The organism is Lentzea sp. HUAS12, from assembly GCF_024125735.1.
Classification (GTDB): Bacteria; Actinomycetota; Actinomycetes; order Mycobacteriales; family Pseudonocardiaceae; genus Lentzea; species Lentzea albida.
In genome coordinates this window covers 2,946,350-2,971,685 of record NZ_CP099738.1, presented here as the reverse complement: position 1 = coordinate 2,971,685, position 25,336 = coordinate 2,946,350, and the positions used below count along the sequence as shown (strand labels likewise).

At 70.3% G+C, this 25,336-nt stretch carries 31 protein-coding genes; 19 read left to right on the top strand and 12 right to left on the bottom strand.

What is annotated here, in order from left to right; genetic code table 11:
• Nucleotides 1-2 precede the first annotated feature (2 nt).
• Together ND450_RS13110 and ND450_RS13105 are read right to left on the bottom strand one after the other, a co-directional pair.
• Nucleotides 3-1,598, bottom strand: a complete 1,596-nt coding sequence (locus ND450_RS13110) for an FAD-dependent oxidoreductase (RefSeq protein WP_253326411.1) — start codon at nt 1,596-1,598, stop codon at nt 3-5.
• A gap of 14 nt (nt 1,599-1,612) precedes the next feature.
• On the bottom strand, nt 1,613-2,611 hold the full coding sequence (locus ND450_RS13105; protein WP_253326410.1) for a LacI family DNA-binding transcriptional regulator: 999 nt from the start codon (nt 2,609-2,611) through the stop codon (nt 1,613-1,615).
• A gap of 135 nt (nt 2,612-2,746) precedes the next feature.
• On the opposite strand from ND450_RS13105, the gene ND450_RS13100 reads away from it, so the two are divergent.
• From ND450_RS13100 to ND450_RS13070, 7 genes are all read left to right on the top strand, one after another.
• Nucleotides 2,747-4,525 (top strand): hypothetical protein, encoded by a 1,779-nt coding sequence (locus ND450_RS13100; protein ID WP_253326409.1) that lies wholly within the window; start codon nt 2,747-2,749, stop codon nt 4,523-4,525.
• Nucleotides 4,526-4,682: 157 nt separating this feature from the next.
• A complete protein-coding gene (locus ND450_RS13095) occupies nt 4,683-4,859 on the top strand; it encodes a hypothetical protein (RefSeq protein WP_177229953.1) in 177 nt (58 codons plus the stop codon).
• 52 nt (nt 4,860-4,911) lie between these two features.
• A complete protein-coding gene (locus ND450_RS13090) occupies nt 4,912-5,088 on the top strand; it encodes a hypothetical protein (RefSeq protein ID WP_253326408.1) in 177 nt (58 codons plus the stop codon).
• A 324-nt stretch (nt 5,089-5,412) separates the two neighbouring features.
• The gene (locus tag ND450_RS13085; protein ID WP_253326407.1) at nt 5,413-5,748 is read left to right on the top strand and encodes a hypothetical protein; all 336 of its coding nucleotides are present in this window, start codon (nt 5,413-5,415) and stop codon (nt 5,746-5,748) included.
• Between the two features lie 57 nt (nt 5,749-5,805).
• The gene (locus ND450_RS13080; RefSeq protein WP_089921306.1) at nt 5,806-5,994 is read left to right on the top strand and encodes a DUF3072 domain-containing protein; all 189 of its coding nucleotides are present in this window, start codon (nt 5,806-5,808) and stop codon (nt 5,992-5,994) included.
• A 43-nt stretch (nt 5,995-6,037) separates the two neighbouring features.
• The gene (locus tag ND450_RS13075) at nt 6,038-6,496 is read left to right on the top strand and encodes a general stress protein (RefSeq protein ID WP_253326406.1); all 459 of its coding nucleotides are present in this window, start codon (nt 6,038-6,040) and stop codon (nt 6,494-6,496) included.
• A gap of 3 nt (nt 6,497-6,499) precedes the next feature.
• Complete coding sequence (locus ND450_RS13070; protein WP_253326405.1) at nt 6,500-7,000, top strand: MSMEG_6728 family protein; 501 nt, start codon at nt 6,500-6,502, stop codon at nt 6,998-7,000.
• Here the strand turns inward: ND450_RS13070 and ND450_RS13065 are convergent.
• The gene (locus tag ND450_RS13065; protein WP_253326404.1) at nt 6,934-7,851 is read right to left on the bottom strand and encodes a sensor histidine kinase; all 918 of its coding nucleotides are present in this window, start codon (nt 7,849-7,851) and stop codon (nt 6,934-6,936) included. The two genes, ND450_RS13070 and ND450_RS13065, sit on opposite strands and share 67 nt — an antisense overlap.
• Before the next feature lie 167 nt (nt 7,852-8,018).
• Between ND450_RS13065 and ND450_RS13060 the strand changes: the two genes are divergently transcribed.
• The gene (locus ND450_RS13060; protein ID WP_253326403.1) at nt 8,019-8,381 is read left to right on the top strand and encodes an anti-sigma factor antagonist; all 363 of its coding nucleotides are present in this window, start codon (nt 8,019-8,021) and stop codon (nt 8,379-8,381) included.
• Here ND450_RS13060 and ND450_RS13055 read toward each other — a convergent pair.
• From ND450_RS13055 to ND450_RS13035, 5 genes are read right to left on the bottom strand one after another with little or no spacing between them, the layout of a single operon-like run.
• Nucleotides 8,378-8,749 (bottom strand): VOC family protein, encoded by a 372-nt coding sequence (locus ND450_RS13055; RefSeq protein ID WP_253326402.1) that lies wholly within the window; start codon nt 8,747-8,749, stop codon nt 8,378-8,380. The two genes, ND450_RS13060 and ND450_RS13055, sit on opposite strands and share 4 nt — an antisense overlap.
• Nucleotides 8,750-8,771: 22 nt before the next feature.
• Nucleotides 8,772-9,167: a PRC-barrel domain containing protein gene (locus tag ND450_RS13050; protein ID WP_253326401.1), complete on the bottom strand. Its 396-nt coding sequence runs from the start codon at nt 9,165-9,167 to the stop codon at nt 8,772-8,774.
• 11 nt (nt 9,168-9,178) lie between these two features.
• The gene (locus tag ND450_RS13045) at nt 9,179-9,601 is read right to left on the bottom strand and encodes a hypothetical protein (protein ID WP_089921294.1); all 423 of its coding nucleotides are present in this window, start codon (nt 9,599-9,601) and stop codon (nt 9,179-9,181) included.
• Nucleotides 9,602-9,640: 39 nt separating this feature from the next.
• Complete coding sequence (locus tag ND450_RS13040; RefSeq protein ID WP_253326400.1) at nt 9,641-10,174, bottom strand: DUF305 domain-containing protein; 534 nt, start codon at nt 10,172-10,174, stop codon at nt 9,641-9,643.
• The gene (locus tag ND450_RS13035; RefSeq protein ID WP_143091725.1) at nt 10,174-11,028 is read right to left on the bottom strand and encodes a lytic polysaccharide monooxygenase; all 855 of its coding nucleotides are present in this window, start codon (nt 11,026-11,028) and stop codon (nt 10,174-10,176) included. The genes ND450_RS13040 and ND450_RS13035 overlap by 1 nt, the downstream gene beginning before the upstream one ends.
• 166 nt (nt 11,029-11,194) lie before the next feature.
• Here ND450_RS13035 and ND450_RS13030 point away from each other — a divergent pair, with 166 nt between their 5' ends.
• Together ND450_RS13030 and ND450_RS13025 are read left to right on the top strand one after the other, a co-directional pair.
• A complete protein-coding gene (locus tag ND450_RS13030) occupies nt 11,195-11,479 on the top strand; it encodes a VOC family protein (RefSeq protein ID WP_253326399.1) in 285 nt (94 codons plus the stop codon).
• Between the two features lie 24 nt (nt 11,480-11,503).
• Nucleotides 11,504-11,749: a DUF2630 family protein gene (locus ND450_RS13025; protein ID WP_253326398.1), complete on the top strand. Its 246-nt coding sequence runs from the start codon at nt 11,504-11,506 to the stop codon at nt 11,747-11,749.
• A 1-nt stretch (nt 11,750) separates the two neighbouring features.
• On the opposite strand, the gene ND450_RS13020 is transcribed toward ND450_RS13025, so the two are convergent.
• Both ND450_RS13020 and ND450_RS13015 read right to left on the bottom strand, forming a co-directional pair.
• Nucleotides 11,751-12,242: a GtrA family protein gene (locus tag ND450_RS13020; RefSeq protein WP_253326397.1), complete on the bottom strand. Its 492-nt coding sequence runs from the start codon at nt 12,240-12,242 to the stop codon at nt 11,751-11,753.
• Nucleotides 12,243-12,317: 75 nt separating this feature from the next.
• Entirely contained in the window at nt 12,318-13,238 is a 921-nt protein-coding gene (locus ND450_RS13015; RefSeq protein ID WP_253326396.1) for an AraC family transcriptional regulator, read from the bottom strand.
• 70 nt (nt 13,239-13,308) lie between these two features.
• Here ND450_RS13015 and ND450_RS13010 point away from each other — a divergent pair, with 70 nt between their 5' ends.
• Nucleotides 13,309-13,893: a class I SAM-dependent methyltransferase gene (locus tag ND450_RS13010; protein ID WP_253326395.1), complete on the top strand. Its 585-nt coding sequence runs from the start codon at nt 13,309-13,311 to the stop codon at nt 13,891-13,893.
• 125 nt (nt 13,894-14,018) lie between these two features.
• Nucleotides 14,019-15,989 (top strand): WD40 repeat domain-containing serine/threonine protein kinase, encoded by a 1,971-nt coding sequence (locus tag ND450_RS13005; RefSeq protein WP_253326394.1) that lies wholly within the window; start codon nt 14,019-14,021, stop codon nt 15,987-15,989.
• A 36-nt stretch (nt 15,990-16,025) separates the two neighbouring features.
• Here ND450_RS13005 and ND450_RS13000 read toward each other — a convergent pair whose 3' ends face one another.
• Entirely contained in the window at nt 16,026-16,493 is a 468-nt protein-coding gene (locus ND450_RS13000) for a hypothetical protein (RefSeq protein WP_253326393.1), read from the bottom strand.
• A gap of 55 nt (nt 16,494-16,548) precedes the next feature.
• Between ND450_RS13000 and ND450_RS12995 the strand changes: the two genes are divergently transcribed.
• Complete coding sequence (locus ND450_RS12995; RefSeq protein WP_253326392.1) at nt 16,549-16,857, top strand: hypothetical protein; 309 nt, start codon at nt 16,549-16,551, stop codon at nt 16,855-16,857.
• 51 nt (nt 16,858-16,908) lie between these two features.
• Nucleotides 16,909-18,606: a sodium:proton antiporter gene (locus tag ND450_RS12990; protein ID WP_253326391.1), complete on the top strand. Its 1,698-nt coding sequence runs from the start codon at nt 16,909-16,911 to the stop codon at nt 18,604-18,606.
• Here ND450_RS12990 and ND450_RS12985 read toward each other — a convergent pair whose 3' ends face one another.
• Complete coding sequence (locus ND450_RS12985) at nt 18,607-19,368, bottom strand: GntR family transcriptional regulator (protein WP_253326390.1); 762 nt, start codon at nt 19,366-19,368, stop codon at nt 18,607-18,609.
• A gap of 199 nt (nt 19,369-19,567) precedes the next feature.
• On the opposite strand from ND450_RS12985, the gene ND450_RS12980 reads away from it, so the two are divergent.
• The 5 genes from ND450_RS12980 to ND450_RS12960 are packed head-to-tail and all read left to right on the top strand — an operon-like array spanning nt 19,568 to nt 25,317.
• Nucleotides 19,568-20,806 carry an extracellular solute-binding protein gene (locus ND450_RS12980; protein ID WP_253326389.1) on the top strand — a complete coding sequence of 413 codons (1,239 nt, stop codon included), beginning with the start codon at nt 19,568-19,570 and terminating at the stop codon, nt 20,804-20,806.
• Nucleotides 20,803-21,747, top strand: a complete 945-nt coding sequence (locus ND450_RS12975; RefSeq protein ID WP_253326388.1) for a carbohydrate ABC transporter permease — start codon at nt 20,803-20,805, stop codon at nt 21,745-21,747. The genes ND450_RS12980 and ND450_RS12975 overlap by 4 nt, the downstream gene beginning before the upstream one ends.
• Nucleotides 21,744-22,565, top strand: coding sequence for a carbohydrate ABC transporter permease (locus ND450_RS12970; RefSeq protein ID WP_089921272.1), 822 nt, complete (start codon nt 21,744-21,746; stop codon nt 22,563-22,565). Before ND450_RS12975 ends, ND450_RS12970 begins: the two co-directional genes overlap by 4 nt.
• A complete protein-coding gene (locus ND450_RS12965) occupies nt 22,562-23,965 on the top strand; it encodes a beta-N-acetylhexosaminidase (RefSeq protein WP_253326387.1) in 1,404 nt (467 codons plus the stop codon). Before ND450_RS12970 ends, ND450_RS12965 begins: the two co-directional genes overlap by 4 nt.
• Nucleotides 23,950-25,317 carry a cellulose binding domain-containing protein gene (locus tag ND450_RS12960; protein ID WP_253326386.1) on the top strand — a complete coding sequence of 456 codons (1,368 nt, stop codon included), beginning with the start codon at nt 23,950-23,952 and terminating at the stop codon, nt 25,315-25,317. Before ND450_RS12965 ends, ND450_RS12960 begins: the two co-directional genes overlap by 16 nt.
• Nucleotides 25,318-25,336 lie beyond the last annotated feature (19 nt).

The window sequence follows — 25,336 nt, the reverse complement described above, 5'->3', positions numbered from 1 at the left end:
GCTTAGTAACCGGACACGTCCGGCCAGCGGAGCTCGACCCCGTCGCGGTCCAGCCGGTGCTGGAAGTCCGCGAGCAGGGCGGGGGTGTTGCGCACCGCGCGAGGGGTGACTCGGTGCGCCAGGCAGAAGTCCGCGAGCGCGCCCGCGACCTCGCCGACGTTCCACTCGACCGGGTGCAGCCGGTGGGAACCGTTGGTGATGTGGGTGGTGCCGATGTTCTTGCCCGCGGGGAGCAGGTTCTCGACGCGCTGGGGGATGAGCGCGCCGAGCGGGATCTCGAACGGGCAGCTCGCGACGTCGAGGTAGTTGTCGCCGCCGGTCGAGGGGTGCAGGTCGATGCGGTACATGCCGACACCCACGGCGTCGGCGTGCTGCACGGCGCCCTTGTCACCGCGCACGGCGAGCGACAGGTCCTGCTCGACGATCGTGTACTCGGTCCTCATCCGCCGCGACTCGCGGATGTAGGGCGCCTGGGCCAGCCCGTCCGCGCTGCCCGTGACGTCGCCGCGCAGCCGCAGTCCGGGAAAGCCCGTGCCGCCGTCCGGGCGCGGTGCCTCGGTCTGCAGCCAGTACAACACCGACTTCGACAGCTCACGGGCCGCCGCGATGTGCGCTTCCGCGTCCGGGACGTCGATGACCGGCGACTCGAAGTAGTCGATCATCGGCCAGTTGACCAGGCAGATGTCGCTGTCGTAGGCGCCCTCGACGAAGTTGCGGCGCGCGGCGATGCGGCGGAACGTCCACAGGTTGCTGTCGCCCGCGCTGAGCCGCTGGTCGGACAGCACGCTCAACGGGTCGTCGTCCGGGTTCGGGGTGAACGTGCGCTCGGCGATGTCGAGCGTGCGCGGGTCGGGGGAGCGGAACGACAGCATCCGGTCGCCCCAGTACTCCGGCTGGTACTCGCGCCAGAAGTCGTAGCGCGCCGGCCTGTCGATCGTGTGATCGCCGTCGACGTGGTCGATCGCGAAGCACACCGACATCGCCTGCATGTTCGCCGGCTGGGCGGTTTCCGGTGCGCTGGGCTCGCCGGTGTCCAGTGTGGACTCGAAACCGGTCACGTACTCGGTGCCGGACAACGGCAGCAGATCGCCGGTCTCGGTGGCGTCGAGGATGTACGGCGCGGCCAGCTCGACCTCGGAGCCGTGGTGCTCGACGGTGACCGACACGATCCGGTCGCCGTCGGTGCGCGCGGAGACAGGCCTGGCGGGCTGCAGGACGGTGAGCCTGCCGCTGCCGCGGTACGGCGCGAGCATCTCGTCGATCACGGCCACGGCGACGCGGGGCTCGTGGCACAGGCGGCTGACGTTGCCCGCGCCGGGGTTGAGCTCGCGCCACGCCCGCGCCCTCGGGGTCAGCGGATAGTTGCGGCGGTAGTGGTCGCGGATGCCGTCGCGCAACGCCCGGTAGCTGGCCGTGACGCCGAAGCGCTCGACCCAGCTGTGCTCGTCCGGTGGCACGGCCTGGCTGGTGAGCTGCCCGCCGAGCCACTCGAACTCCTCGGTGAGCACCACCCGGCGGCCGGCGCGCAGCAGCGCGAGGGCTGCGGCGACGCCGCCGAGTCCGCCGCCCACGACGACGACATCTGTGTTGTGCGACAACAGGTTCCTCCAGATCAACGGCGGGGCGCGCCGAGGGTGGTGCCTTCGACGAACTCGCAGGCCAGCAGCTCCCGCGGGGTGGTGCCGCGTTCCAGCACCTCGGTCAGCGCCTGCACCGCCCGCCGCCCCATCTCGCGGCGGGGGATGCGGAAACCGGTGAGCGCCACGTCGTCCGGCGCGGGCCGGGTGGCGGCGCCGAGCATGAGCACGGACAGGTCGCCGGGGACCGACAGGCCGCGCTCGCGGGCGGCGAGCACGATCGCGGCACCGTCGGAGACCTCCTCGGACAGCACGGCCGTGATGCCCGCGTCCCTCAGCCGCTCGAGCCCGGCGAACGGCAGGTGCGTTCCCCGAACCCCGTGCGCCGCAACGGCTTGCTTGAAGCCGCGCAGCCTGTCGGCCGACGACTCCGCACCCTTTCCGGCGCCCACGTAGGCGAACTCGCGGTGGCCCAGCGCGACCGCGCGGTCCACCAGGTCCCGCACGGCCGAGACGTAGTCGGCGCCGACGTGCGGCACCGGGCCGCCCGCGTCGTCGCGCCGGCCGATCGACACGAACGGGATGCCCTCGCTCACGAGTTGGGCCAGGTCGTCGCGGTCGACGGAGCGACCGAGCAGCACGCACCCGTCGGCCAGCCGGATCCTGCTGTCGTCGCTGAAGATCCGCCGCTTCCCACCCGCCTTGGCGCTCGTGAACAGCAGCAGGTCGCACCCGACCTCCTCCGCCTGCTCCTCGATGCCCTCTAGGAACGGCTGGTAGAAGTCGGCGCGGGTGCTCGGGAAGACGGCCTCGTAGGTGAAGACGCCGAGGATGCGGTTGCGCTGGTCGTGCAGCCTGCGGGCGATCGGGTTCGCGACGTAGCCCGTCCTGCGGATGACCTCCAGCACCCGCGCACGGGTCTCCGGCGCGATCCGGACGCCACCGTCGGTCCGGTTGTTGAGCACCAGCGACACGGTGGCCTGGCTGACGCCGGCCATCCGGGCGATGTCCTGCTGGGTGAGCCTCTTGGCCATGACCACCTGCCAATTCGAATTGGCACGGAGTCTGCGACAGCACCCGTGCTGCCGTCAACCCTGTAATAATTCGAATTAGCATCTTGACGGTCCGCCACTGCGGGAGCGAGGGTGCTCCGCCAAGGAGGTAGGCCCGTGAACGCATTCAGCCGTCGCAGCCTGATCACCGGTGCGACCGCGGCAGGACTGCTCGCCGCGCTGCCCGCCGGAGCGCTCGCCCTGCCGGCGCCCCCGCCCGTCACCCCGGACCGCCGCGCCTTCGCGCCTGACGAACAACGGTTCGCGTCGTACCTGACGGCCGTCGCGCCGATGGTCGCCGACACGGACTCGACCGGCTTCTTCGGCGGTGGCTGGTGGCGCAACCCGAACGCGTCGTACAACGCCCGCGTCCAGGAGCACGTCTACACGCTGGCCTGGTTCGCGACGCAGTCCCGTACGTGGAACCCGTACCGCGGCAACGCCAGGGTGATCGCCGCGCTCGACGCCGGGCTCGGCCACTACCTGGGGCTCCAGCACGCCAATGGCTCGTGGCCCGAGTACTCGCGCGACCAGTACTCGCTCGCGGCGACCGGGTTCGCGATGGGCTACCTGAGCAAGACCAACGCGCTGCTCCGGCGCGCCGGCGTGCTGCCGTCGCGGCAGGCGCAGATCTCCGCGGCGCTGCGCAGGGCGATGACCTGGTTCCTCGACGGCTCCAACGGCGTGGTCTGGCAGTCGCCGCTCACCTGGGCCAACCAGACGACGTCCGGGCTCGCCGGTGCCGCGCTCGCGTTGCGGCAGGACCCGGACGCGCAGCTGAGCCGCCGGCTGACCGAGGCGTTCGCGCGCCTGGCGCGGGTGGGCCAGAGCCCCGCCGGCTTCTTCCACGAGGAGTCCGGCGCGGACACCAACTACAACTTCGAGGTCATGCTGCCGGAGCTCGCCGACGCGTGGCGGCAGTCGGGCGACCCGAACCTCGTCGCGATGACGAGGAAGTACACCGACTGGCTCGGCTACAACCTGCTGCGCGAGCCGGACGGCTCCGGCTGGTTCGCGAACATCGCCACGAACTCGCGCACGTCGTCCCGGTTCTACGCCGACGTGCGGCCCGACCCCGAACGGACCGCGCTCAACGCCCAGTTCGTCTCCGAGGTGCCGGACCTCGCCGCGTTCGTGTCGAGTCGCGAGGACCTGGCCGTCGCGCGCACCGCCTGGGCCGCCTCGTCGGCGCCGGTGCCCGCGTTGGTCAAGCAGGACACGTCACCGCGGATCCTCGCGCACGCGATCTACGGCGAGCGCTACCCGAGCCGTGCGCAACGGACAGCGGCGATCGCGCGGTTGCCGTACCAGCGCGCGCATTTCACCGAGCGCCGCAGCGACCAGGGGCAGGACTTCCTGTTCGTCCGCCGGCCGAAGTGGTACGTCGGCGGCTACTTCGGCACGCGGCGCGCGACCTCGTTGGCGCGCACCGGTTTGACGTTCCTGTGGCACCCGCTGGCGGGGACGCTCGTGCAGTCGGTGAACAACAACAGCCATGCGTGCTGGGGCACGGTGTTCCCCGGTCAGGTGGTCGACTCGAACGGGCCGCAGCAGGCGGAGTTCCTCGGGGGAGAGCCCTACCGGTTCCGCTACCGCACGGCGTCCGGCTCGGTGGTGACCGAGGTGACCGTCGGCGACCGGATCGTGCGCTCGGTGCGCGCGCAGTCCGCCGCGACCGAGCAGATCCCTTTGGTGGTACGGGATTCCGACACCCTCGCGCTGGACTCGCGCGGCCTGACGCTCACCCGCGGCAGGACGGTGGTCCGGTTCGACTGGGGGCGGCCGCTCGAGCCGCGGCTGCGGACGGCCTCGTCGATCACCTACCCGGGCCGCCGGATGGAGATCCTCACCGTGCCGCACGACGGGGAACTAACACTCGTGGTCACGGCGCGTTAGTCCACAGAGGACGGACGGTTTCACTCTTATGTCGCAACGTCAACGCGCATGTTCTCGCAGGTCGCGGGGTATTCGATGATCCCAAACCCCAGGTCCCCCGTCCGGGTGGAATGACCGGACGCGTGCGGCCTCCGCGCGGTCGTGAGGAGTGGTTGTCATGGCACACCTGCGTCGTCTCGTCGACGTTCGAACCGGTGACGAGTTCGATCAGCCTGTTCCCTTCGGCCTCGTCTACCCGGTGTGCAACGCGGACGGTTCCGCACCGCCCAGCCAGCGCGGCCGCACGTGGGAGCACCTGGTCGCCTGCGACCGCGAGCTGCGACAGGTCTCGTGAAATCCGTGTGAAGGGGCACTCGATCGGACACTGCTGACGCGCGGAGCAGGAGTTGCCGCACGCCCAGGCGTACCAGCGCGGCCGTGAGGACGCCTCGCGGGTCGGTGCCGGACCCGTCGTGCGGGAGCCGGTGACCGCGCCGGTGCCGGTGGCGAGCCGGACGCCTACCGGCGCCCAGGTGTCGCGGACGACCCGGGTGCTCGGCACGCGGAGGCCCGGGAAACGCTGAACCCCTGAATCACGAACGAGGCGCGTCCCACGGGGTGCGCCTCGTTCTCATGCGAGCTTCGGAAGGGCGTGGAGGTCGTCGGGCAGCGGCTTCACGTGGTGCGGGCGCAAGCCGGCACACCGCCGTGAGCCGGACGCCGAGCCGGCCGTGCAGCTCGAAGATCCACTGCCGCGCGCTCTTCTCGCGCCAGGTCGCACGTGTGCCCGCCACCGTGGCGGGGTTCGCCGAAGTGCCGGTTTCGGGGCGCTCGAAGGGGGTACTCGGGCCCGAATGCGTCAAGCAGTCGGCGCCGACACCCCTCGGCTGTGAAGGCGGGAGCTGACCGTGACCACCGAACTCGACCCCGCGTCGATGCACCACCTGCGCACCACCGCGATGCAGAAGCTCGACAACGCCGTCTGCACCGCACTGGCCAACGTCGAGGGTGATGCCGCGCGAAGAGGTATCAAAGAGGCGCTCGCGGCGTGCACGGACGCGGGCGCCGTCGTGTCCCCGCAGGTGCTGGGATGTGTCACGGCCGCGGACGAGCACCTGCGCTACAACGAGCGGATGGAGGCGCGGATGCTGCTGACCGTCGCCCACCGCCTGCTGTCGCGCGTGCGGCCGCCGATGGTCGTGCCCGGTCCGTCCGCTCCGAGGGACGTCGTCCTCGGCCGATGATTGGCCCGCCGCCACCCCGGGTATCTCGAACGGGCGTTCGAGTGAAAGGGGACGGATGTGAACCGCACGCCGGAGAAGGACCCGCAGGACTGGACGACGGGCGACGAGCCCATGACCGGTCCACAGGAGTCGTACCTGAGCACCCTCGCCCAGGAAGCGGGGGAGGAGGTGCCGGCCGAGCTCACCAAGGTCGAGGCGTCCCAGCTCATCGACCGGCTCCAGGAGAAGACGGGCCGCGGCACCTGATCGCGTCCCGTTTGCTCTGCGTGATCGCGGGTAGCCGCACGAAGTGGACATCAAGCACGAAGAAGTGACCCAGACCGAGTCGTCGCTGCTGGCCAGCTTCCCGGACTACCTCGGTGCCCAGCGGCTCGTGGACCGGATGTCGGACGACGGCTTCCCGGTCGAGAGCGTGCGGATCATCGGCGACGGTGTCCGGACGGTCGAGCAGGTGACGGGGCGTTTGACGCGTGGCCGCGCCGCACTGGCGGGCGCGGCCAGCGGCGCCTGGTTCGGTGTGTTCATCGGCCTGCTGTTCGGGCTCTTCACGACGGGCACCGCGTGGGTGTGGTTCGTGCTCATCAGCCTCGTGGTCGGTGCCTTCTGGGGTGCCGTCTTCGGGTTCGTGGCGCACTGGAGCACGCGTGGCCGCCGTGACTTCGCGAGCGTCATGACGCTGCAGGCGAAGCGCTACGAGGTGCACGTCGACCGGGCGCGGGTCGCCGAGGCAGCGAAGTACGTGCTCTGACCCATGCAGACCTTCTTGCCGTACCCGGACTTCGCCGCGTCAGCCCGCGTGCTGGACCGGAGCCGGCTCGGCAAGCAACGGGTCGAGACCATCCAGGTCCAGCGCGGGCTGGTGGTGCCGGGCTACGGCTGGCGCCACCACCCCGCCGTGAAGATGTGGACGGGCCACGAGGAAGCGCTCGTGCGCTACGGCCTCGACGTCTGCGCGGAGTGGCGGCTGCTGGGGTTCACCGACTCCTGCGAGGCGACGATGCGCGCGGACCTCGCCCGCGCCAGGGGCATCACGGTCGTGCGCACGCAGGACGAGCTGGCTGCCGCGGGGGAGCTCCCCGGCTGGCTGGGTGACCCGGACCTGCACCTCAGCCACCAGTCCGCGCTGGTGCGCAAGGACCCCGGGCACTACCGCCGGTTCTTCCCGGACGTGCCGGACGACCTGCCCTACGTCTGGCCTCCGACGCTCACCCGCACGGTGAACCCGTCGGCCTCGCGTCCCATGGACACGTAGTCGCACGTGCGGTGCAGGATCCACAGCCCGAGCCCGGCGGACAGCGTCTCGGTGGTCGGCACCAGACCCGCGAGCGGATCGGACGGCCCCTGCCCGCGATCGGTCACCGCCACCAGGACCCGCGCGCCCTCCGCCCACAGCCGGAACCGGACCGGCGCGACACCGTGCGTCAGCCCGTTCGTGACGACCTCGCTGGCCGCGTAGACGACGTCGTGCGCTTCGTCCTCGGACAGGCCCATCCCGTCGATGGCCGCTCCCACGGCCTCGCGCACCGCGCCCGCGGTCGGGTCGACGAGCTCGAGCCGCGGAACGCCCCGTTCGAGCACGTCCGGGACCGGCGCCGACGCGGGCAGGCCCTCCCGGTAACCGGGGTTGACCTCGTGCGTGCCGGGGGAGGTGGCGATGTTCGGGTGCGTGTGGACCACGTCGGCCAGCACCTCGGCCGGGGTCGTCCTGGTGTCGTACGGGCACAGCCCCCACACCGGGAACTCGGCGTACGCCTGGTTCGCCGCCGCCTCGTACCGCGCCCACCAGTCCCAGCGCGCGCCGACGCCGGGATGCGGGACGTCCCCGACCACGCGCATCTGCCGCGCGCCGTCCGCGGTGTGCTCGCGGAAGAGGTCGCGGAAGGTCGCGATCGACTCGGACGGCCGGGAGTACTGGTTCGCGCCCGGCCGGTACAGCACGGCGGTGTCGCCCAGCGCGGCGCGCAGCAGGGCGGTGTTCCACTCCGAGCACGCGACCACCGACGGCTCCCCTGCGCGCAGGCCGTCCTCGAGGAACGGGACGGCGTGAGCGAGGAAGTCGTCGTCGGAGCCGTAGAAGGCGGTCTCGTGGAAGAAACCGGTCACGACAACGCATGCTACGCGCGCTTTCCCCAGGCCATCCCGGGCAACCGGCACTTCGCGGATGTTCGGACCGTCGCGCCGCGGTGACCGGTGCACTGCGCTACGGTCGTCGAGGGTTGAACAGCCAGCCTTTCTGACGGCCGATCGCGCCGTCAGTTGGAGGATGCCGCGTGCCCACCGACGGTCGAGTTCCCTTCCACACCGCCCGCGAGAGCGTGGGCGCCGCCGTCCTCGTGCACATCGCCGGCGAGATAGACCATTCCACAGCCCCTGAACTGGCCGAATGCCTCGGCGAGGCGGTCAGGGCCGTCACCGCCCCCGCCCCCGTCGTGGTCGACCTGACCGCGGTGCGGTTCCTCGGTGCCCAGGGCATCGGCCTGCTGCTCGACCACCAGGACCACTGCGTGAGCCGGGGCAGCGAGTTCGTGGTGGTCGCGAACACGGCGGCGGTGCTGCGGCCGCTGCGGGCTCTGGAGCTCACGACCACGCTGGGCGTCCGGTCGTCGGTGCCGGACGCGATGGCGAGTCTTTAGCCGCGTTCGGACGCGCTGCGCAGCACGCAGAACTCGTTGCCCTCGGGATCGGCCAGGACCGCCCAGCCGGTCCCGTCGGGGTTGCGGTGGTCGCCGACGAACGTCGCGCCGAGCCCGAGCAGCCGCTCGACCTCCTCGTCGCGCGTGGTGTCCGGGCGCAGGCAGAGGTGCAGGCGGTTCTTGACGGTCTTGGGTTCCGGCACCTGGTTGAAGAACAGCACCGGGCCCTCGGCCATCAGCACCTCGGTCTCGTGGTCGCCGGGCTTGTCGTCGGGGTGCATCGGGCGACCTGTGACCTTGCTCCAGAACAGGGCGAGCTCGTAGGCGTTCGCGCAGTCGATCGCGACGTTCTGCAGCACCGATGTCATGCGCGCCAGCGTATTCGGCGTGCTAGAGCATCGGGGGCATGAGCCGGTAGCTGTCGGAGTAGTAGTCGCCGGTGCGCGTGCGGGAGCCCTCGTGGTCGTCCGCGTCGTACTCGGGCGCGTTCTTGATCTGCTCCTTGGTGCGGTCGACGTGGACCTTGCGTTCGGCGTGGTCCACGTGGCGCACGGTGCCGACCGGGAGCACGACCTTGCGGCCGAAGATCCACGGTCCGGTGTCGACCATCAGGCAGTCGTGCGGCACCTTCGCGTTGTCCTCGTCGACCTTGCCGATGCCGCCGTCGGTGGCCTCGACCTCGTAGCCGATCAGGCCGGTGTCGGGGCGGTCGTCGAGGTCCTGCCGCGGTTCCTCGGTCCACGAGGGGTCGCGCCAGACCCATGGGATGAACGGGATCGGTTGCACGTCCGCCTCCTTCAGTCGTTGCGGGTGACGCCGTCGACCACGAGCGACAGGCCGATGCCGAGCATCCAGACGTCCTTGGCGAGGCCGATGCCCTGCTCGGTCGGCCAGATGCTGCCTTCCCGCCGCATGCCGGGGGTCTTCGCGTAGAGGCCGAGCAGCGCTCCGGCGAACCCGGTGAGCACGGCGCCCGCGACGGCCGCCGGCACGACGGGCAGCAGCAGTGCGGCACCCGTCGCGATCTCGCCGGCGGCCAGCAGCTTGGCGAATCTGCGGGCGTCGATGCCGCGCAGCACCGGGTACGTGCTCGACGCCCAGCCGTGCAGCTGTTCGGCCGTCTCCTGGTCGGCGCCGCGCTTGCCGAGTCCTGAGTGGAGCACGAACGCGCCGGTGACGACGCGGGCGGGCAGTTGCCGCAGCAACGAGCGGCTGACCATGTCCTGACCTCCTCGGTGGCTGGGGCCACCGAGTACCCGCTAGACCTTGCCGAGGAACGTCTTCATCATCCCGATCTGCGCGGTGCGGGACTTGTCGATCCGGTCGGCCAGGGCCTTGACCTCCTGGTTCGCGCCGCTGCCCGTCTCCCACCGCGCCATCTGCACGGCGTCGTCCTGGTGGGCGATCATCACGTTGAGCAGGCGCTGGTCGAACTCCGCGCCGCGCAGCGCGGACAGGCGCCCGACCTCCTCGGGATCGGACTCGCGCATGCCGCCGTGGCCCGCGTGGGAGTCCGGCGGTGCCGTCAGGGGCTCGCCCCACGACGTCAGCCAGTTCCTCATCGTCTCGGCCTCGGTCGCCTGGGTCTGCTCGATCGCGGCCGCCAGCATGCGCAGGTCCTCGTTCTGCGCGCGGTCCTTCGCGAGCGCGACCATCTCCACTCCCTGCTGGTGGTGGGGGAGCATCATCTGCAGGAACATCACGTCCAGCGGATCGCCGCGCAACACGGCGTCCGGCTGCGTGGTGGCGCAGCCGGACACCATGAAGGCGAGCACCAGCAACAAGAACCGCATCAGAGGCGTCGCCACAGGGCGGGCGTGTTCGGCGGTTCCCAGCCGGCGAGGGCGGTGTGCGCGAGCTGGCACTCGTAGTTCACGCCGCCGTAGGTGACGCGGTTGCCGACGGAGTACGTCGTGCCCGCGGCCCAAGTGCCACCGGCCGGCGGGGGAGTCGTCGTGGTGGTCGTGGTCGGCGGGGGCGTGGTGGTCGTCGTGGTCGGGGGCGGCGTGCTGCCGCCGCCGAAGTCGACGTCCGAGCACGTGTAGAACGCCTCGTTGCTGCCGACCACGCGCTGCCAGATCGAGTAGATGATGTGACGGCCAGAGCGGCCCGGCAGGTTGAGCGTCCAGTTCGTGAACGTGGACGGGTTCTGGTTGTTGAACGTCTGCAGGTGCACGAGGTCCGACCAGCGCAGCGGCATGGTCGGGTTCCAGCCGTCCCTGGTGATGTAGAACTCGAAGTTGCTGTTCGAGTGCGGTGCCGACGCGTGGTAGGTCACGGTCAGCGGCCCGGCGGAGACGCGCTTGGCGGGCCAGTCGGCGCGCTGCAGGTCGAGCCCGCGGTACTTGTCGCGGCCCGCGCTGCACAGCTTGCCGTCGGGGATGAGCTGGCGGTGGCGCCCGCCCGCTTCGAGCAGCGACACCTCGTTCCAGTCGTAGTAGGCCTGCGTGCCACCCGCGGCCACGGCCGCCTTGCACGCGTCGGACTTCGGGGTCTCCGGACCCTCGTTCTTGCACGTGTACACCCGGCTGGCCGGATCGGACATCGTGCCGTGGGCGATCGCGGGCGTCGTGGGGACGAGGAACGCGACGACCACCGCGGCGGTGGACGTGAGGCTCGCTAGGGCAAGCCGAGTGCGTGTCTTCACTGCGCCTCCTGGCAGGCGGAGGTGGCGACCGCTTCCGCAGGGGGAGGTGGTCGCGTGACGGGTCGGCGGCCCTGTTCACAAGCGTAAACAAGTGGTTGAACCATTTCATGCGACCAATCGGACGAATCACCCGTCGTGCCGATGAGTCCCGCTGGAGTGGTACGGGGTGTTCTTCGGCCGCGCGGCGGACGAGGTCATCGGCGAGGAACACCTCTGGCAGGTGGGGGAGAACGCGTACGTCGTCCTCGACGCCCGTGACGTGCGGGCGGCGCGCGTGGGCGGCTCGATGCTCACGTTCGGGGTGGCGATGAGCGAGTTCGACGGGGCGTTGGAACGGCTCGCGGCGCACGGCGTGGATCACGGGCCCGTCGAGACGTACTCGAACGGCGTGCGGCACGTCGAGGTGCTCGACCCGGACGGCAACAGCCTCTCGCTGGCCGCGCTGCCGTGAGGGGATGGCCGTAGAGTCGGGCAGATGAGCGACGAGAACGTGCTGGGCCGCATCGGCGAGCTGGTCGACGAGGAGCACAAGCTGCGTCAGCAGCTCGCGTCCGGCGAGATCTCCACGGACGAGGAGCACGCCCGCCTGCGGTCGCTCGAGGAGGCCCTCGACCAGTGCTGGGACCTGTTGCGGCGCCGCCGGTCGGCGCGGTCGCAGGGCGGGGACGCCGAGGACGTGCCGGCGCGTTCGGTCGGCGAGGTCGAGGGCTACCTGCAGTAGGTCAGGCCTTGGTGTCGCGGAAGATGACCCACCGCATGCCGCTGTACATGAACGCGGCCTCGCACGCGCCCGCGACGATCCGCGACAGGTGGTACTGCAGGCCGAGTTCGGTCAGCGCGCTGCCGACGCCGAGGATGAACGCCAGGTAGTTGATCGTGATGGCGACGGCGTAGAGCCCCGCCTGCGGGCCGACGGGCGCGTGCGAGCGGAAGTTCAGCGCCCGGTTGAGGACGAAGCTCAGTCCGAACGCGAGCACGTAGGCGATCGTGAACGCGAGCGGCACCGGCAGGCCGAGGCCGCTGCGGAACGCCGTGAGCAGCAGCAGGTCGACGCCGAACGTGAACCCGTTGATCAGGGCGAACCCGAGGAAGCTCGGCGCGACGACGCGGGACAGGCGCCCCGGCAGCCACCCCACCACGACCTCCATCAGGTCGTGGAACCTCGCGCCGAGGTCTCTTCCGCTGTCGCTCAAGGTGGGCGTCCCGCCGGTCATGGTCACGACAGTGCCACGGCCGGGAGGGACGGAAATCGCGAAAGACCTGGTGGGCTCCAGGCCGTCCCCAGGAGTTCAGCGGGTGTTCAGGTGGTTGAACCTCCGCCAACGGGTGGGGCTCATCCCGTGCAGCTTGCCGAACGTCCGCGCGAAGTAGCCGGCGTCGGTGATGCCGACCCGGCGGCCGATGTCGCCGACCGGCAGGTCCGTCCCGGCGAGCAGGCGGCGGGCCTGGACCATCCTGCGTTCGGTGATCCACTCCTGCACCGTGCGGCCGGTCCGCCTGCGCACCGTCGAGGTCAGGTGGCCGGGGGAGATGCTGACCGCGGCGGCGACCTCGCGCAGCGACAGCGGTTCGGCGTAGCGCCGCTCGATCACGTCGAACACCTCGGCCAGCAGCGGTTCCGCGTTCTCGCGCAGGTCGCCGACGACGTCCGCGGCCAGCCTCGACACCCCGACCAGCAGCAGCGTGAGGTGCGCCGACACGGCCTCGCGGTAGCCGTCGCGGCCGTGCTGGAGCTCGTCGTGCAACGCCTCAACGCGCGAGGTCCACCCCGGCCGTTGCTCCGGCGGGACCTTGAGCCGCAACGCTCCGGTCGCGCCGCCGTGGACGAACGGGAACAGCAGCGGGTGGGTGCGCCACGCGAGATGCGTGCCCGGCGTGTCCCTGCCGAGCGCGTCGGCGGTGAAGAAGACGCCCCAGCCGTGCGCGCCGAGCAGGTCGTCGCTGCGAGCCCTGCCCATCACGTCGCCGGGCGCGATGACGAACAGGTCGCCCGCCTCGACCTCCCTCGCCTGCCTGCCGTGCCGGACCACACCGCCCGCCGTGCCGAAGTAGGCGATGCCGGGGAAGTCGTGCGAGTGCGCCTCGTGCGCACCGTCGAAGTCCGCGCCGTGGCCCAGCCGGAGCGCCATGACGGGCAACTCGCCGGGGGCGGGCCGCCAGGCGTACCGGGCGGGCTCGTCGCCCTTCAGGGGCGTTCGCTGGGTTCGCACCGTCAAATCGTCCCATTCGAACCGTGGATCGACACAGAAATCCATGCGTTGCCGAGGACACAATCAGTTCATGACCGAAATATCGTCCCAGGAGCGCGACTACCTGCCCGGCATGGGCAAGCACTACCTGATGCCGTTCTACGACCTGCTGCACCGCGTCTCCGGTCTCGCCGCCGTGCACGACGACATGGTCGGGCTGGCCGGTCTCCGTGCCGGACAGCGCGTGCTCGACGTCGGCTGCGGCACCGGGAACCTGTTGCGGGCGACGGGGAAGCGGCACCGGGACGTCGAGCTGGCCGGGGTGGACCCCGACCTGAAGATGCTGGCGCGCGCGGAGGGCAAGCTGCGCCGGGCGGGACTGGGGGCGAGGCTCGACAGGGGGTTCGCGCAGGAGCTCGCGTTCGCCGACGACTCGTTCGACGCGGTCTTCTCCAGCCTGATGCTGCACCATCTCGACGGCCCGTCGAAGGGGGAGATGCTGGCGGAGGTCCGGCGGGTCCTGAAGCCGGGAGGGGTGCTCGTGCTCGCCGACATCGCACAGCACGGTCACGTCGCCGAGGGGATCGCCGCGGCGGGGTTCACCCTGGAACTGACCCGGACCCGGAAGCTGCGGATGTTCGGCGAGGTCGGGATCGAGGTCGCGAAGGTCCACTAGGGACAGGTCCATTGTCGACCGATTGAACGGGCACGATGTTGCTTTGCTACCAAGTGAATTGAATTCGTCAACGAAGTTGCCGAAGCCGTGCGGGTGAGAGCGCGCTCCCATCTATGCTGCGCGCCGTGACAGATGCGACGGGAAGTCTGGTGGCGCAGCGCTACCGGCTCGTTCAGGTGATCGGCACCGGCGGCATGGGCCGGGTGTGGCTCGGCCGTGACGAGGTCATCGGCCGTGAGGTGGCCATCAAGGAGCTGCTGCTGCCCGCCGGGCTCGACGCGCAGCAGCGGGCGTTGCTGTGCCAGCGCGCCATGCGCGAGGCGCAGCTCGCCGGCCAGCTCAACCACCCCGGCATCGTCACCGTGCACGACGTCGTCGAGTACAACGGCACCCCGATGATCGTGATGGAGTTCGTCCGCGGCGGGTCGCTGTCCGACGCGATCAAGGCCCAGGGTGCGCTGCCCCCGGACCAGGTCGCCTACGTAGCCACGTCGATGCTGAGCGCGCTGCGCGTGGCGCACCAGGCCGGCATCGTGCACCGGGATCTCAAGCCCGCCAACGTGTTGCTGTCCGGCGACCGCGTGGTGATCACCGACTTCGGCATCGCGCGGCTCACCGGCGACGTCCCGCTCACCACGGACGGCTCGATCGTCGGCACCCCGGCCTACATGGCGCCCGAGCAGGGCACCGGCGCGCCGATCACGCCCGCGACGGACCTGTGGTCGCTCGGCGCCACCCTGTACGCCGCCGTCGAGGGCAGGCCGCCGTACCAGGGCCAGGACTTCATGACGACCCTGTCGATGCTGCTCACCCAGGACCCGCCGCCCCCGCAGCGCGCAGGGCACCTCGCGTCGCTGCTGGGCGCGTTGCTGCGCAAGAACCCCGCCGAGCGCGCCACCGTCGACCAGGCCCTCGCGATGCTGGCCGGCGCACCCGTCGTGCTGCCGGTGGTGGCCAAGCCCGGCGTCCGCAGGCGCACGGCACTGCTCGCGGGCGTCGGCGCCGTCGTGGCCATCGGCGGCGGCACGGCCTGGTGGCTCAGTTCGAAGAACGACACCAGCGGTGACGGGGCCCAGCTGCCGTCCACCGGTGACAACAAGGCGGCGGCGGACAAGGAGGGCGGCTCCGAGCAGTCGACCACGTCGCCGGTGACCGAGCCGGGAAGCCCGGAGGAGTTCACCGAGCACGTCCAGCTGGTCGACCACAAGGCGTCGGTGTCGTCGGTCGCGTGGAGCCCGGACGGCAAGATCCTCGCCAGCGCCGAGGACGGCCTGGGCGACGGCGGCGCGCTCGTCCGCATCTGGGACACGACGACGAACAAGCTCATCGGCACCGTCCAGAACCCGGACGGCCCCGGCGGCGCCTCGGCGTGCGCGGTCGCGATCAGCCCGGACGGCAAGGTCCTCGCCGCGGGCGGCAACCGCACCGGCGACTTCACCACGTACCTGTGGAACATCGCCGACCGCTCGATGATCGGCGGCCTCGACGACAGCCGGTCCATCATGAAGACCCTGCGCTTCCACCCGGACGGCAAGACCCTCGTCGGCGTCACCCACACCGGCCGCCTGCTGGTCTGGGACGTCGCGACCCGCAAGGTCAAGATCGGCCTGACCGAGGCCCGCGGCAGCAGCGAGCTGTCGTTCACCCCGGACGGCAAGCTGCTGGCCTACGCGGGCACCAAGTACCAGGAGATCAGGATCGTCGACCCGGCCACCGGCAAGACGGTCAAGACCATCACCGACTCCACCGGCGACGGCGGCTCGTTCTCGCCCGACGGCAAGACCCTGGCCGTCGTCGACGGCGACGGCAAGAACAGCATGCAGCTCTGGGACGTCGAGTCCGGGCAGAGCAAGGCGGTCTTCCCGCGCGCCGACGACGACCTCACGCTGTCGAGCGCCCTGTTCCACCCCGACGGCAAGACGGTCGCGGCGTGGGGGCAGGGCAACTTCGTCCAGCTGTGGGACGTGAAGTCGAGGAAGATCCGCGCCACCGTGATCGGTTCGGGTGGGCAGATCCAGACGGTGGCGTTCTCGCCCGACGGCAAGCGGATCGCGGCGGGTGGCGACGACAAGACCGTGCGGATCTGGAAGATCTAGCGGCTTCGGAACGGACATCGCTCCGAAGCCGTGCCGTCAGAGCCCTTCCAGCTCGAACACGTCGATCCCGTGGCGTTCCAGCGTGTCCGCGAACGCCTCGATCACGTGGTCCAGGATCCACTCGCAGCGCGCCTTCAGCACCGACCCCTCCGGCGTCCTGAACGCCGGGAGGGTCGCGGTGAGGCGCACAGCCGTCGGCCACTCGTTGTCGTACTGCCACAGCTCGGCGGCCGGGGTCAGGAAGATCCCGGCCTCCTTGACCACCCCGGGGTGAGTCGCGCTCGGCGTCCTCGCGGCCAGCACGAGCCAGCCGGACGCGATCCGCACCTTCTGGCCGCCGACCGTGTCGTGCAACGTGTGCTCGGCGGGAACCTGGTGGTTCGTCAGAAGGACGACGACCTTGCGCGCCCACTCCGAGATCGTCGCGGCCCGCGCGGCCCACGTCTCGGCGGCCGCCTCGTCGTCGAGCCTGCGCTGCTTCATGAAGGTCACAAGGTCGTCCACAACTGGTGAACATAGCGTCATCGTCCCGACACGAACGGCATTATCGCAGGAAACGATGACTTCTCCCTCGTCGATCCTGTCCATCTCGGTCTACTTCGGACTGTTCGGCGCGGCGGTCCGGCCGTGCTCGCCGCTGCTCGCGGTCGTCACGCGCGGCCGGTTCCACCTGCGCCGCACCGACGACGGCGTCGCCGAGCCGATCCTCGACGAGGACGGCAACCCGAGCGGCACGCGGTACGACTGCGTGGTGTGCGGGGAGTCCTACGAGCGGCCGGAGGTGGTGGCGAGCGCGCAGGGCGGCGAGATCTGCTCGCCGTGCCTGAGCGCCGACCGTGAGGGGCGCCACGTGCTGCCGGCGACCTGACCGGCGTGGCTGCGCGGGCGAGGTCCGTCCTGATCAGACAGACTGCGGGTCATGCAGGAATGGGCCTTGCTCGCGGTCACGGCCGTGCTGATCATCGTGGCGGTCTCCTACTTCGCCCCCAGGCTCGGCGTGGCGGCACCCGTGCTGCTCGTGCTCGTCGGCATGGGCTGCAGCCAGATGCCGGGAGCACCGCACCTGGTCGTGGAGCCCGAGTGGATCCTGACGATCGTGCTGCCGCCGATCCTGTACTCGGCGGCGGTGAACGTGCCGGTCGTCGACTTCCGCCGTGACTTCAGGTCCATCGGCGCGCTGTCGGTGCTGCTCGTGGCCGTGTCCGCGTTCGGCACCGGCCTGCTGATCTGGTGGCTGCTGCCCGAGATCGGCTTCGCGGCGGCACTGGCGCTGGGCGCGGTGATCAGCCCGCCGGACGCCGTGGCCGCCACGTCGATCGGCAAGAAGCTCGGCCTGCCGCCCAGGCTCGTCACGATCCTGGAGGGTGAGGGCCTGGTCAACGACGCGACGGCGCTCGTGCTGCTGCGCACGGCCGTCGTCGCGATCACCGCCAGCGTGTCGTTCGGCAGCGCCCTCGGCGACTTCGCGTACGCCGTGGCCGTGGGCGTGGCGATCGGTGCCGCGGTCGGCATCGTGTCGGTGTGGACGCGGTCGCGGATCCAGGGCCAGCCGGTGCTGACCACCGCGATCTCGTACGTGGTGCCGTTCCTCGCGTTCATCCCGGCCGAGGAGGTGCACGCGTCCGGCGTGATCGCCGTCGTCGTGGCGGGCCTGATCACCGGTCACCAGAGCGCGCGCAAGTTCACCGCGCACGACCGCATCTCCGAACGCACCAACTGGCGCACCATCCAGCTGCTGCTGGAGAACGGCGTCTTCCTGCTGGTGGGCTTCGAGCTCACCTCGGTCGTCGGCGCCGTGGCGGACGACGGCCTGGCGCGCACGCTGGTGATCGGCGTCCTGGCCACGCTGGCGCTGGTCGTGCTGCGGGCGGCGTTCATGATCCCGGTGATAGCCCTGCTGCGCCGCCAGCAACGCCGCGCGGACGCGTTCACCGGCAAGCTCGACGCCTTCGCGGACAGGTTCACCGCCCGTGGCCCCCGGCCCGGCGAGGAGAAGCGCTACGAACGCGGCATCCGCATGCTGCAACGCAAACAGGCCGACGTGGCCTTCTACGCGAGCGAGGGCCTGAGCTGGCGCGGCGGCGCGGTGCTCGCCTGGTCGGGCATGCGCGGAGTGGTGACGGTGGCGGCCGCCCAGACCCTGCCCGAGGACCTGCCGCACCGCGACGAGCTGATCCTCATCGCCTTCACGGTCGCGATCCTCACCCTGGTCGTGCAGGGCGGCTCGCTGCCGCTGGTGATCAGGTGGCTGGGCATCCGCGGCAACGACGAGGAGCACGAACGCCGCGAGTACGCCCGCCTGGCGAGCGAGCTCGTGACGGCGAGCCGGACGTTGCTGGAAAGCGACGCGCTGTGCCGCGAGAACGGCGAGCCGTTCGACGAGCACCTGCTGGAGCAGACCCTCGAACGGGTCGTCGCCATGAGCGAGAACATCGAGAAGAAGCTGAGCGAGGAGGCCTCGGACCTGGCGCTGCGCCAACGCCTCGAACTGCAGCGGATGATGGCGGACGCGCAGCAGAACGCCCTGCTGGACGCACGGGCCAGCGGTACCTACGCCTCGCACACCCTCGAGAAGGCGCAGAACTTCATCGACAGCCAGAGCGCCCGGTTCCTGTGATCAGAAGGGGTCGCCGCCGACCTTCGCCCGCACGTCCACGGTGCTGCGCGGCGACGCCCCGAGCGTCAGCCGCGACACGATCTTGTACCGGTCTCCGCGGTAGATCGAGTGCACGTACTCGACCTGCCGCCCCTGCGCGTCCGTCGTCAGCCGCTCGAACAGCAGAGCCGGTGCCAGTTCGGGAACTCCGAGCAGCGCGGCCTCGGACTCGTTGACCACGGTGGGCTCTATCGACTGCACTGCCTCGGACACGTGCACGCCGTGCTCGCGGAGCCGTTCGTAGAAGTCGCCGGATTCCATGTCGTGCAACGTCAGTCCGGGCGCGACGGCGGCGGGGACGTGCAGGTATTCCAACGCCATCGGCTCGTCGTCGACCAGCCGCAGCCGTGCGATGTAGTGGATGTCGGCGGCGGGTGAGAGGTGCAGGCGGCGGCCGACCCGTGCGCCGGCCGGGATGCGGGCGTGTTCGAGCACGCGGGACGACCACGTGCCCGAGGCCTGGGGCAGGGACATGGAGCCGGTGCCGGAGACCATCTCCTGCGTGATCTTGGCGCGGGCCACGAAGGTGCCGCGGCCGTGCTGGCGGACCAGCAGGCCGGTGTTGACCAGTTCCTCCACGGCCGAGCGGACGGTGGGACGCGACACGGAGAGCCGTTGGCACAGCACGCGTTCGGCGGGGATCGGGGCGCCTGCCGGATGGGTCTCGATGAGTTCCAGCAGGTAGTCGCGGACCTGCTCGCGCTTGAGGATCGCTTCGGCCATGCCCCTCCGCTCGGTCGGCGGCCAGTATGGCATACCACTGGTAAGTAACCAGTCCGAGTGAGCGCGCGGCCAGCCTGGTGGAGATCGGGACCGCTCGCACGCGTCCAAGCAGGGGATTGACCTGACAAGTGGTCTATGCCACTTTCTATCCACTCCATCGGACCTGACCAATTGGTCACATCCCAGCGAGAGGTGAGTCGTGTCGCGCTCCGCTGCCTTACTCGTCCTGGCCCTCACGTTGTCCGCCTGCGGGACGTCCGCCGGTGGGGGAGGTGAGAAGCAGGAGATCACCGTGTGGCTCATGAAGGACACGGCCACCGAGGAGTTCGTGTCGAAGTTCGAGAGCGAGTTCGAGAAGGAGCACTCGAACCTCGACGTGAAGATCCAGATCCAGGAGTGGAACGGCATCACGCAGAAGGTGACCAGTGCCCTGGCCAGCACCGACCCGCCCGACGTGATCGAGGTCGGCAACACCCAGGTCGCGCAGTACGTGGCCAGCAAGGGCGTCACGGACCTCTCGGACAAGAAGGCCGAGCTGAAGGGGGACGACTGGATCCCCGGCCTGTCCGAACCCGGTGCCGTCGACGGCAAGCAGTTCGGCGTGCCGTTCTACGCGGCCAACCGGGTCGTGATCTACCGCAAGGACCTGTTCGAGGCCGCGCAGGTCACGCCGCCCAAGACGCGCGAGGAGTGGCTCGCCGCCACCGCCAAGCTCGACCAGGGCGAGCAGCAGGGCATCTACCTGCCCGGGCAGAACTGGTACACGCTGTCCGGGTTCGTCTGGGACGAGGGCGGCGACCTCGCGAAGCAGGACGGCGGCAGCTGGAAGGGCTCGCTGAACACGCCGGAGGCCTTGGCGGGCATGGACTTCTACCAGCGGCTCCAGGCGCTGGGCGACGGCCCGAAGGACTCCGACGAGGCCAAGCCGCAGCAGACCGACGTCGTCGCGGGCGGCAAGGTCGCGCAGTTCATCGCGGTGCCCGGTGCGGCGAAGCTCGTGGAGAAGGCCAACCCGGAACTCGCGGGCAAGATCGGCTTCTTCCCGATCCCCGGCAAGACCGCGGACAAGCCCGGCGCGGTGTTCACCGGCGGCTCCGACCTGATCATCCCGCTGGCCTCCAGCAGGCAGGAGGGCGCGTACGAGGTCGTCAAGGCGCTCGCCGGCGAGAAGTGGCAGGTCGAGCTCGCGAAGGCGATGAACTACGTGCCGAACCGCAAGTCGCTCGCGGCCTCGGTGGGCGGTGACCCCGGCACGGCGGCCATGGCGCAGGGCGCCGCCAACGGGCACGCCACCCCGAACTCGCCGAACTGGGGTGCGGTCGAGGCGCGCAACCCGATCAAGGAGTTCCAGACCGCGGTCCTGACCGGCACCGATCCGAAGACGGCCGCGGCGAAGGCCGACGAAGTGATCACCCAAGCGCTGAACTCCGGCAAATGACGATCCTCGCCGAGAGGCCGGTGCAGGCGACTGCACCGGCCCCGCCGAAGCGCCGCAGGCGGCCGGTGCTGCCGTACCTGCTGATCGCTCCGACGCTCCTCACCACCGCGTACCTGCTGTTCTACCCGCTGGTGCGCAACGTGATCATCTCGCTGCAGGAGTACGGGCTGCCGCAACTCGTGCGCGGCGACGCGAAGTTCGTGGGGTTCGCGAACTACGCGAAGGTGCTGTCCGACCCCGAGTTCTGGTCCGTGGTCAAGCGGACGCTGTGGTTCACCGCGATCAACGTCGTGCTGATCATGGTGCTGTCCACCCTGGTCGCACTGCTGCTCGTGCGGCTCGGCCGGTGGCTCCGGCTGCTGGTGATGGGCGGGCTCGTGCTCACCTGGGCGACGCCGATCATCGCGGCGACCACGGTGTTCCAGTGGCTCTTCCAGTCCCGGCTCGGGATCGTGAACTGGGCGCTCGTGTCGCTGGGCTTCGAGGAGTACCGCGACTACACGTGGTTCGCGGACGGCGACGCGACGTTCGGCATCCTCGTCACGCTGATCGTCTGGCAGTCGATCCCGTTCGCCGCGCTGTCGCTGTATGCGGCGATGGTCACCGTGCCACAGGAGCTGTACGAGTCGGCGCGCATCGACGGCGCCGGCGCGTGGCGGGTCTTCACCACCATCACGTTCCCCGTGCTGCGCGCCATGTTCGGGCTCATCACGTGCCTGGAGGTGATCTGGGTCGTCAAGGCGTTCGTGCAGATCTGGGTGATCAGCCAGGGCGGACCGGGCCAGGCCACGACGACGCTGCCGGTCTACGCCTTCCAGGTCGCGCAGTCGTTGCAGCGCTACGACCTCGGCGCCGCGGTGTCGATGCTCATGGTGCTGCTGCTCGTGCTCGCTCTGCTCGCGTACTTCCGCCAGCTCTACCAGCAGGAGCAGGATTCATGATCGGCCGGATCTCGCGCACCACGGCGGCGCTCGTCATCTTCGTGATCTCCGTGTTCCCCGTCTACTGGATGGTGCTCACGGCCTTCAAGCCCACCAAGGACATCCAGAGCGCGACACCGACGTTCCTCCCGATCCCGATCACGTTCGACCACTTCGGCACCGCGATCGCCGCGAAGGGGTTCTTCTCCTTCTGGCGCAACAGCCTCCTGGTCGCGGGCGGCGCGGTGCTGCTGGCGTTGCTGGTCGCCCTGCTCGCGTCGTTCGCGATCGCGCGCCTGCGGTGGAAGGGGCGCAGGGCGTTCGTGCTCATGGTGTTCATCGCCCAGATGACGCCGTGGGAGGCCTTGCTCATCCCGATCTACGTGATCGCCCGCGACACCGGCATGCTCGACACGCTGTGGATCCTCACGCTGGTCTACTTCATGATGACGCTGCCGTTCACCATCGTGACGTTGCGCGGGTTCCTCGCCGCCATCCCGGTCGACCTGGAGGAGGCGGCGCAGGTCGACGGCTGCACGCGCGGCCAGGCGTTCCGCAAGGTCGTGTTCCCGCTGCTCGCGCCCGGCCTGCTGGCGACCTCGCTGTTCGGGTTCATCACCGCGTGGAACGAGTTCGCCTTCGCCAACGTGCTGATCATCAAGGACCAGGACGACCGCACGCTGCCGGTCTGGCTCTCCTCGTTCAACAACACCTTCGGCACCGACTGGGGGGCCACCATGGCCGCGTCGACGCTGTTCATGCTGCCCGTGCTGCTGATCTTCATAGTGTTGCAGGGCCGGGTCACCACCGGCATTGTCGGAGGGGCGGTGAAGGGGTGATCGTCCCGCTCCCGACGAGGATCGTGCGCCGCAGCAAGGGGTTCACGCTCGACAGCGACACGAGTGTCCGGGTCACACCGGGTGCCGAGCCGGTCGCGCGACTCCTCCGCTCACTGCTCCGGCCCGCCACGGGTCTCCCGTTGCCGATCAACGACCAGGGCCAGGTCCTGATCGCGCTCGACGCCAAGCTCGTCGGGCTCGGCGCCGAGGGGTACGCGCTGACCGTCAACGAGCACGGCGTCATGCTGCGCGCGGCGACGAAAGAAGGCCTGGCGCACGGCATCCAGACGATCAGGCAGCTCCTGCCCGTGCAGGCGCTGAGGTCGTCCCGGGTGTCCGATGTGGACTGGACGCTGCCCGGCGTCGACATCCGCGACGTGCCCAGGTTGCCGTGGCGCGGGTTCATGCTCGACGTCGCCCGGCACTTCCAGCCGGTGCCCGTGGTCCGCCGGTTCATCGACCTGATGGCGTTGCACAAGCTCAACGTCCTGCACCTGCACCTGACCGACGACCAGGGCTGGCGCATGCCGGTGCCCGCACACCCGCGGCTGACGTCGGTCGGCGCCTGGCGCACCGAGACCAACGGCGACGGCGTCCCGCACGGCGGCACGTACACCCGCGGCGAGCTGGAAGGCCTGGTGGCCTACGCGGCCGAACGCGGCGTCCGGATCATGCCGGAGATCGAGATGCCCGGCCACGCCCGCGCCGCCCTGGCCGCCTATCCGGACCTCGGCGTCGCGCCGGAAGCGCTGTCCGTCTGGACCCGCTGGGGCATCAGCGACGCGGCGTTCGGCCTGCACGCCCTGGGTTTCGTCCGCGAGGTGCTGGACGAGGTGCTGGACGTGTTCCCCGGCGAGCACGTCCACCTCGGCGGCGACGAGTGCCTGCTGCCGGAGGACGTGCACGGTGAGTTCCTCCGCCAGGTGAGCGAGTACGTGCTCGACCAGGGCCGCATCCCGGCCGCCTGGGAACCGACCGGCGACCCGCGCTCGGTCGTGATGCCGTGGAAGGACGAGACCCAGGCCGCCAGGGCGTTGGAGCGGGGCCAGCCGGTCGTGATGACCCCGCACACCTCCACCTACCTCGACTACCCGCGCTCGGACGGCGCGCACGAACCACCCGGCCAGCCCGGGTACGTCGTCACCAGCCGCGACGTCTACCACGTGCCGCTGCCCGACGGCGTGCTCGGCGCGCAGTGCCAGCTGTGGACCGAGCACGTCCGTGCGAAGGACCACCTGGAGTACCTGGCGTTTCCCCGACTGGCAGCGCTGGCCGACACCCTCTGGTCCCAGCGCCCCGAGTGGGAGGGCTTCACCACCAGGATGCGCCTCCACTCGTCCCGGCTCGCCGCCCTGTCCATCCCTGCCGAAATGAGGAGAGAACGTTGCGAGCACTCCTAGCCGCGTCCTGCGCGGCGCTGGCGGTGGCCGCACTGGCCGTCGCACCGAACGCGTTCGCCGCCGACGCGATCACCGCCCAGTACCGGACCAGCGCGTCCGGTGCGACCACCGACCAGGTCGAACCGTGGTTCAAGCTGGTCAACTCCGGCACGACGAGCGTGCCGCTGTCCGAGGTGAAGATCCGCTACTACTTCAAGAGCGAGACCCCGGACGTGGGCTACCGGTTCGCCTGCTCGTGGGCCGTGCGCGGTTGCGGCAACGTGACCGGCCAGTTCGGCACGCTCACCGGCGGCCCGGCCGACCGCTACCTGGAGGTCGGCTTCACCTCCGGCGCCGGCACGCTGAACCCCGGCGCCGACTCCGGTGACCTCCAGCTGCGCTTCTACCGCACCAACTGGGGCTCGATCACCCAGACCGACGACTACTCGTTCCGCGCCGACAGCAGCTACTCGGCGTCGAACAAGGTGACGGTGTACCGCGGCAGCACGCTGCTGTGGGGCACCCCGCCCGGCGGCACCCCGCCCACGACCACGACGACCAGCTCCACGCCGCCGAACCCCAACGGCCCCAAGATGTTCGACGACTTCGCGTACAACAACTCGAGCGACTCGCGGATCAGCCAGCGCGGCTGGACCGTCCGCTCGGGCGCCGGCGGCCCCGGTGTCCCCGGCGCGGAGTGGGACGCCTCGCGCGTCACGTTCCCGACCGTCGACGGCCAGAAGGTCCTGCGCCTCGACTCGTGGAACAACGGCTCGGCGGCGAAGCAGACGGAGCTGTTCCACCAGCGCAAGTTCTTCGAGGGCACCTACGCGGCGCGCGTGAAGTTCAGCGACGCGCCCGTCTTCGGCCCGGACGGTGACCACGTCGTGCAGACGTTCTTCACCATCACCCCGCTCGACGCGCCGATGGCCCCGAACTACGGGGAGATCGACTTCGAGTACCTGCCGAACGGCGGCTGGGGCGAGCAGGGCAACATCATGTACGAGACCACCTGGGAGACCTACCAGAACGAGCCCTGGGTCGCGGACAACATCCACAACGAGCAGCGCCAGAGCTACAACGGCTGGCACGACCTCGTGTTCCAGGTCGCGAACGGCCGCGTGAAGTACTACATCGACGGCAACCTCGTCGCCGACCACGGCGACAAGTACTACCCCGAGACGCCGATGTCGATCAACTTCAACCTGTGGTTCATCTCGGGCGGCCTGCAGGGCAGCAGCGCCGAGCGCGCCTACCAGCAGGACGTCGACTACGTGTACTTCGCCAAGGACCAGGTGCTGAGCCCGGCCCAGGTGAAGACGGCGGTGCAGGACTACCGCACCGCGGGCGTCACGCACGTCGACAACGTGTGATCCCCGGCGGGCGCCCCGG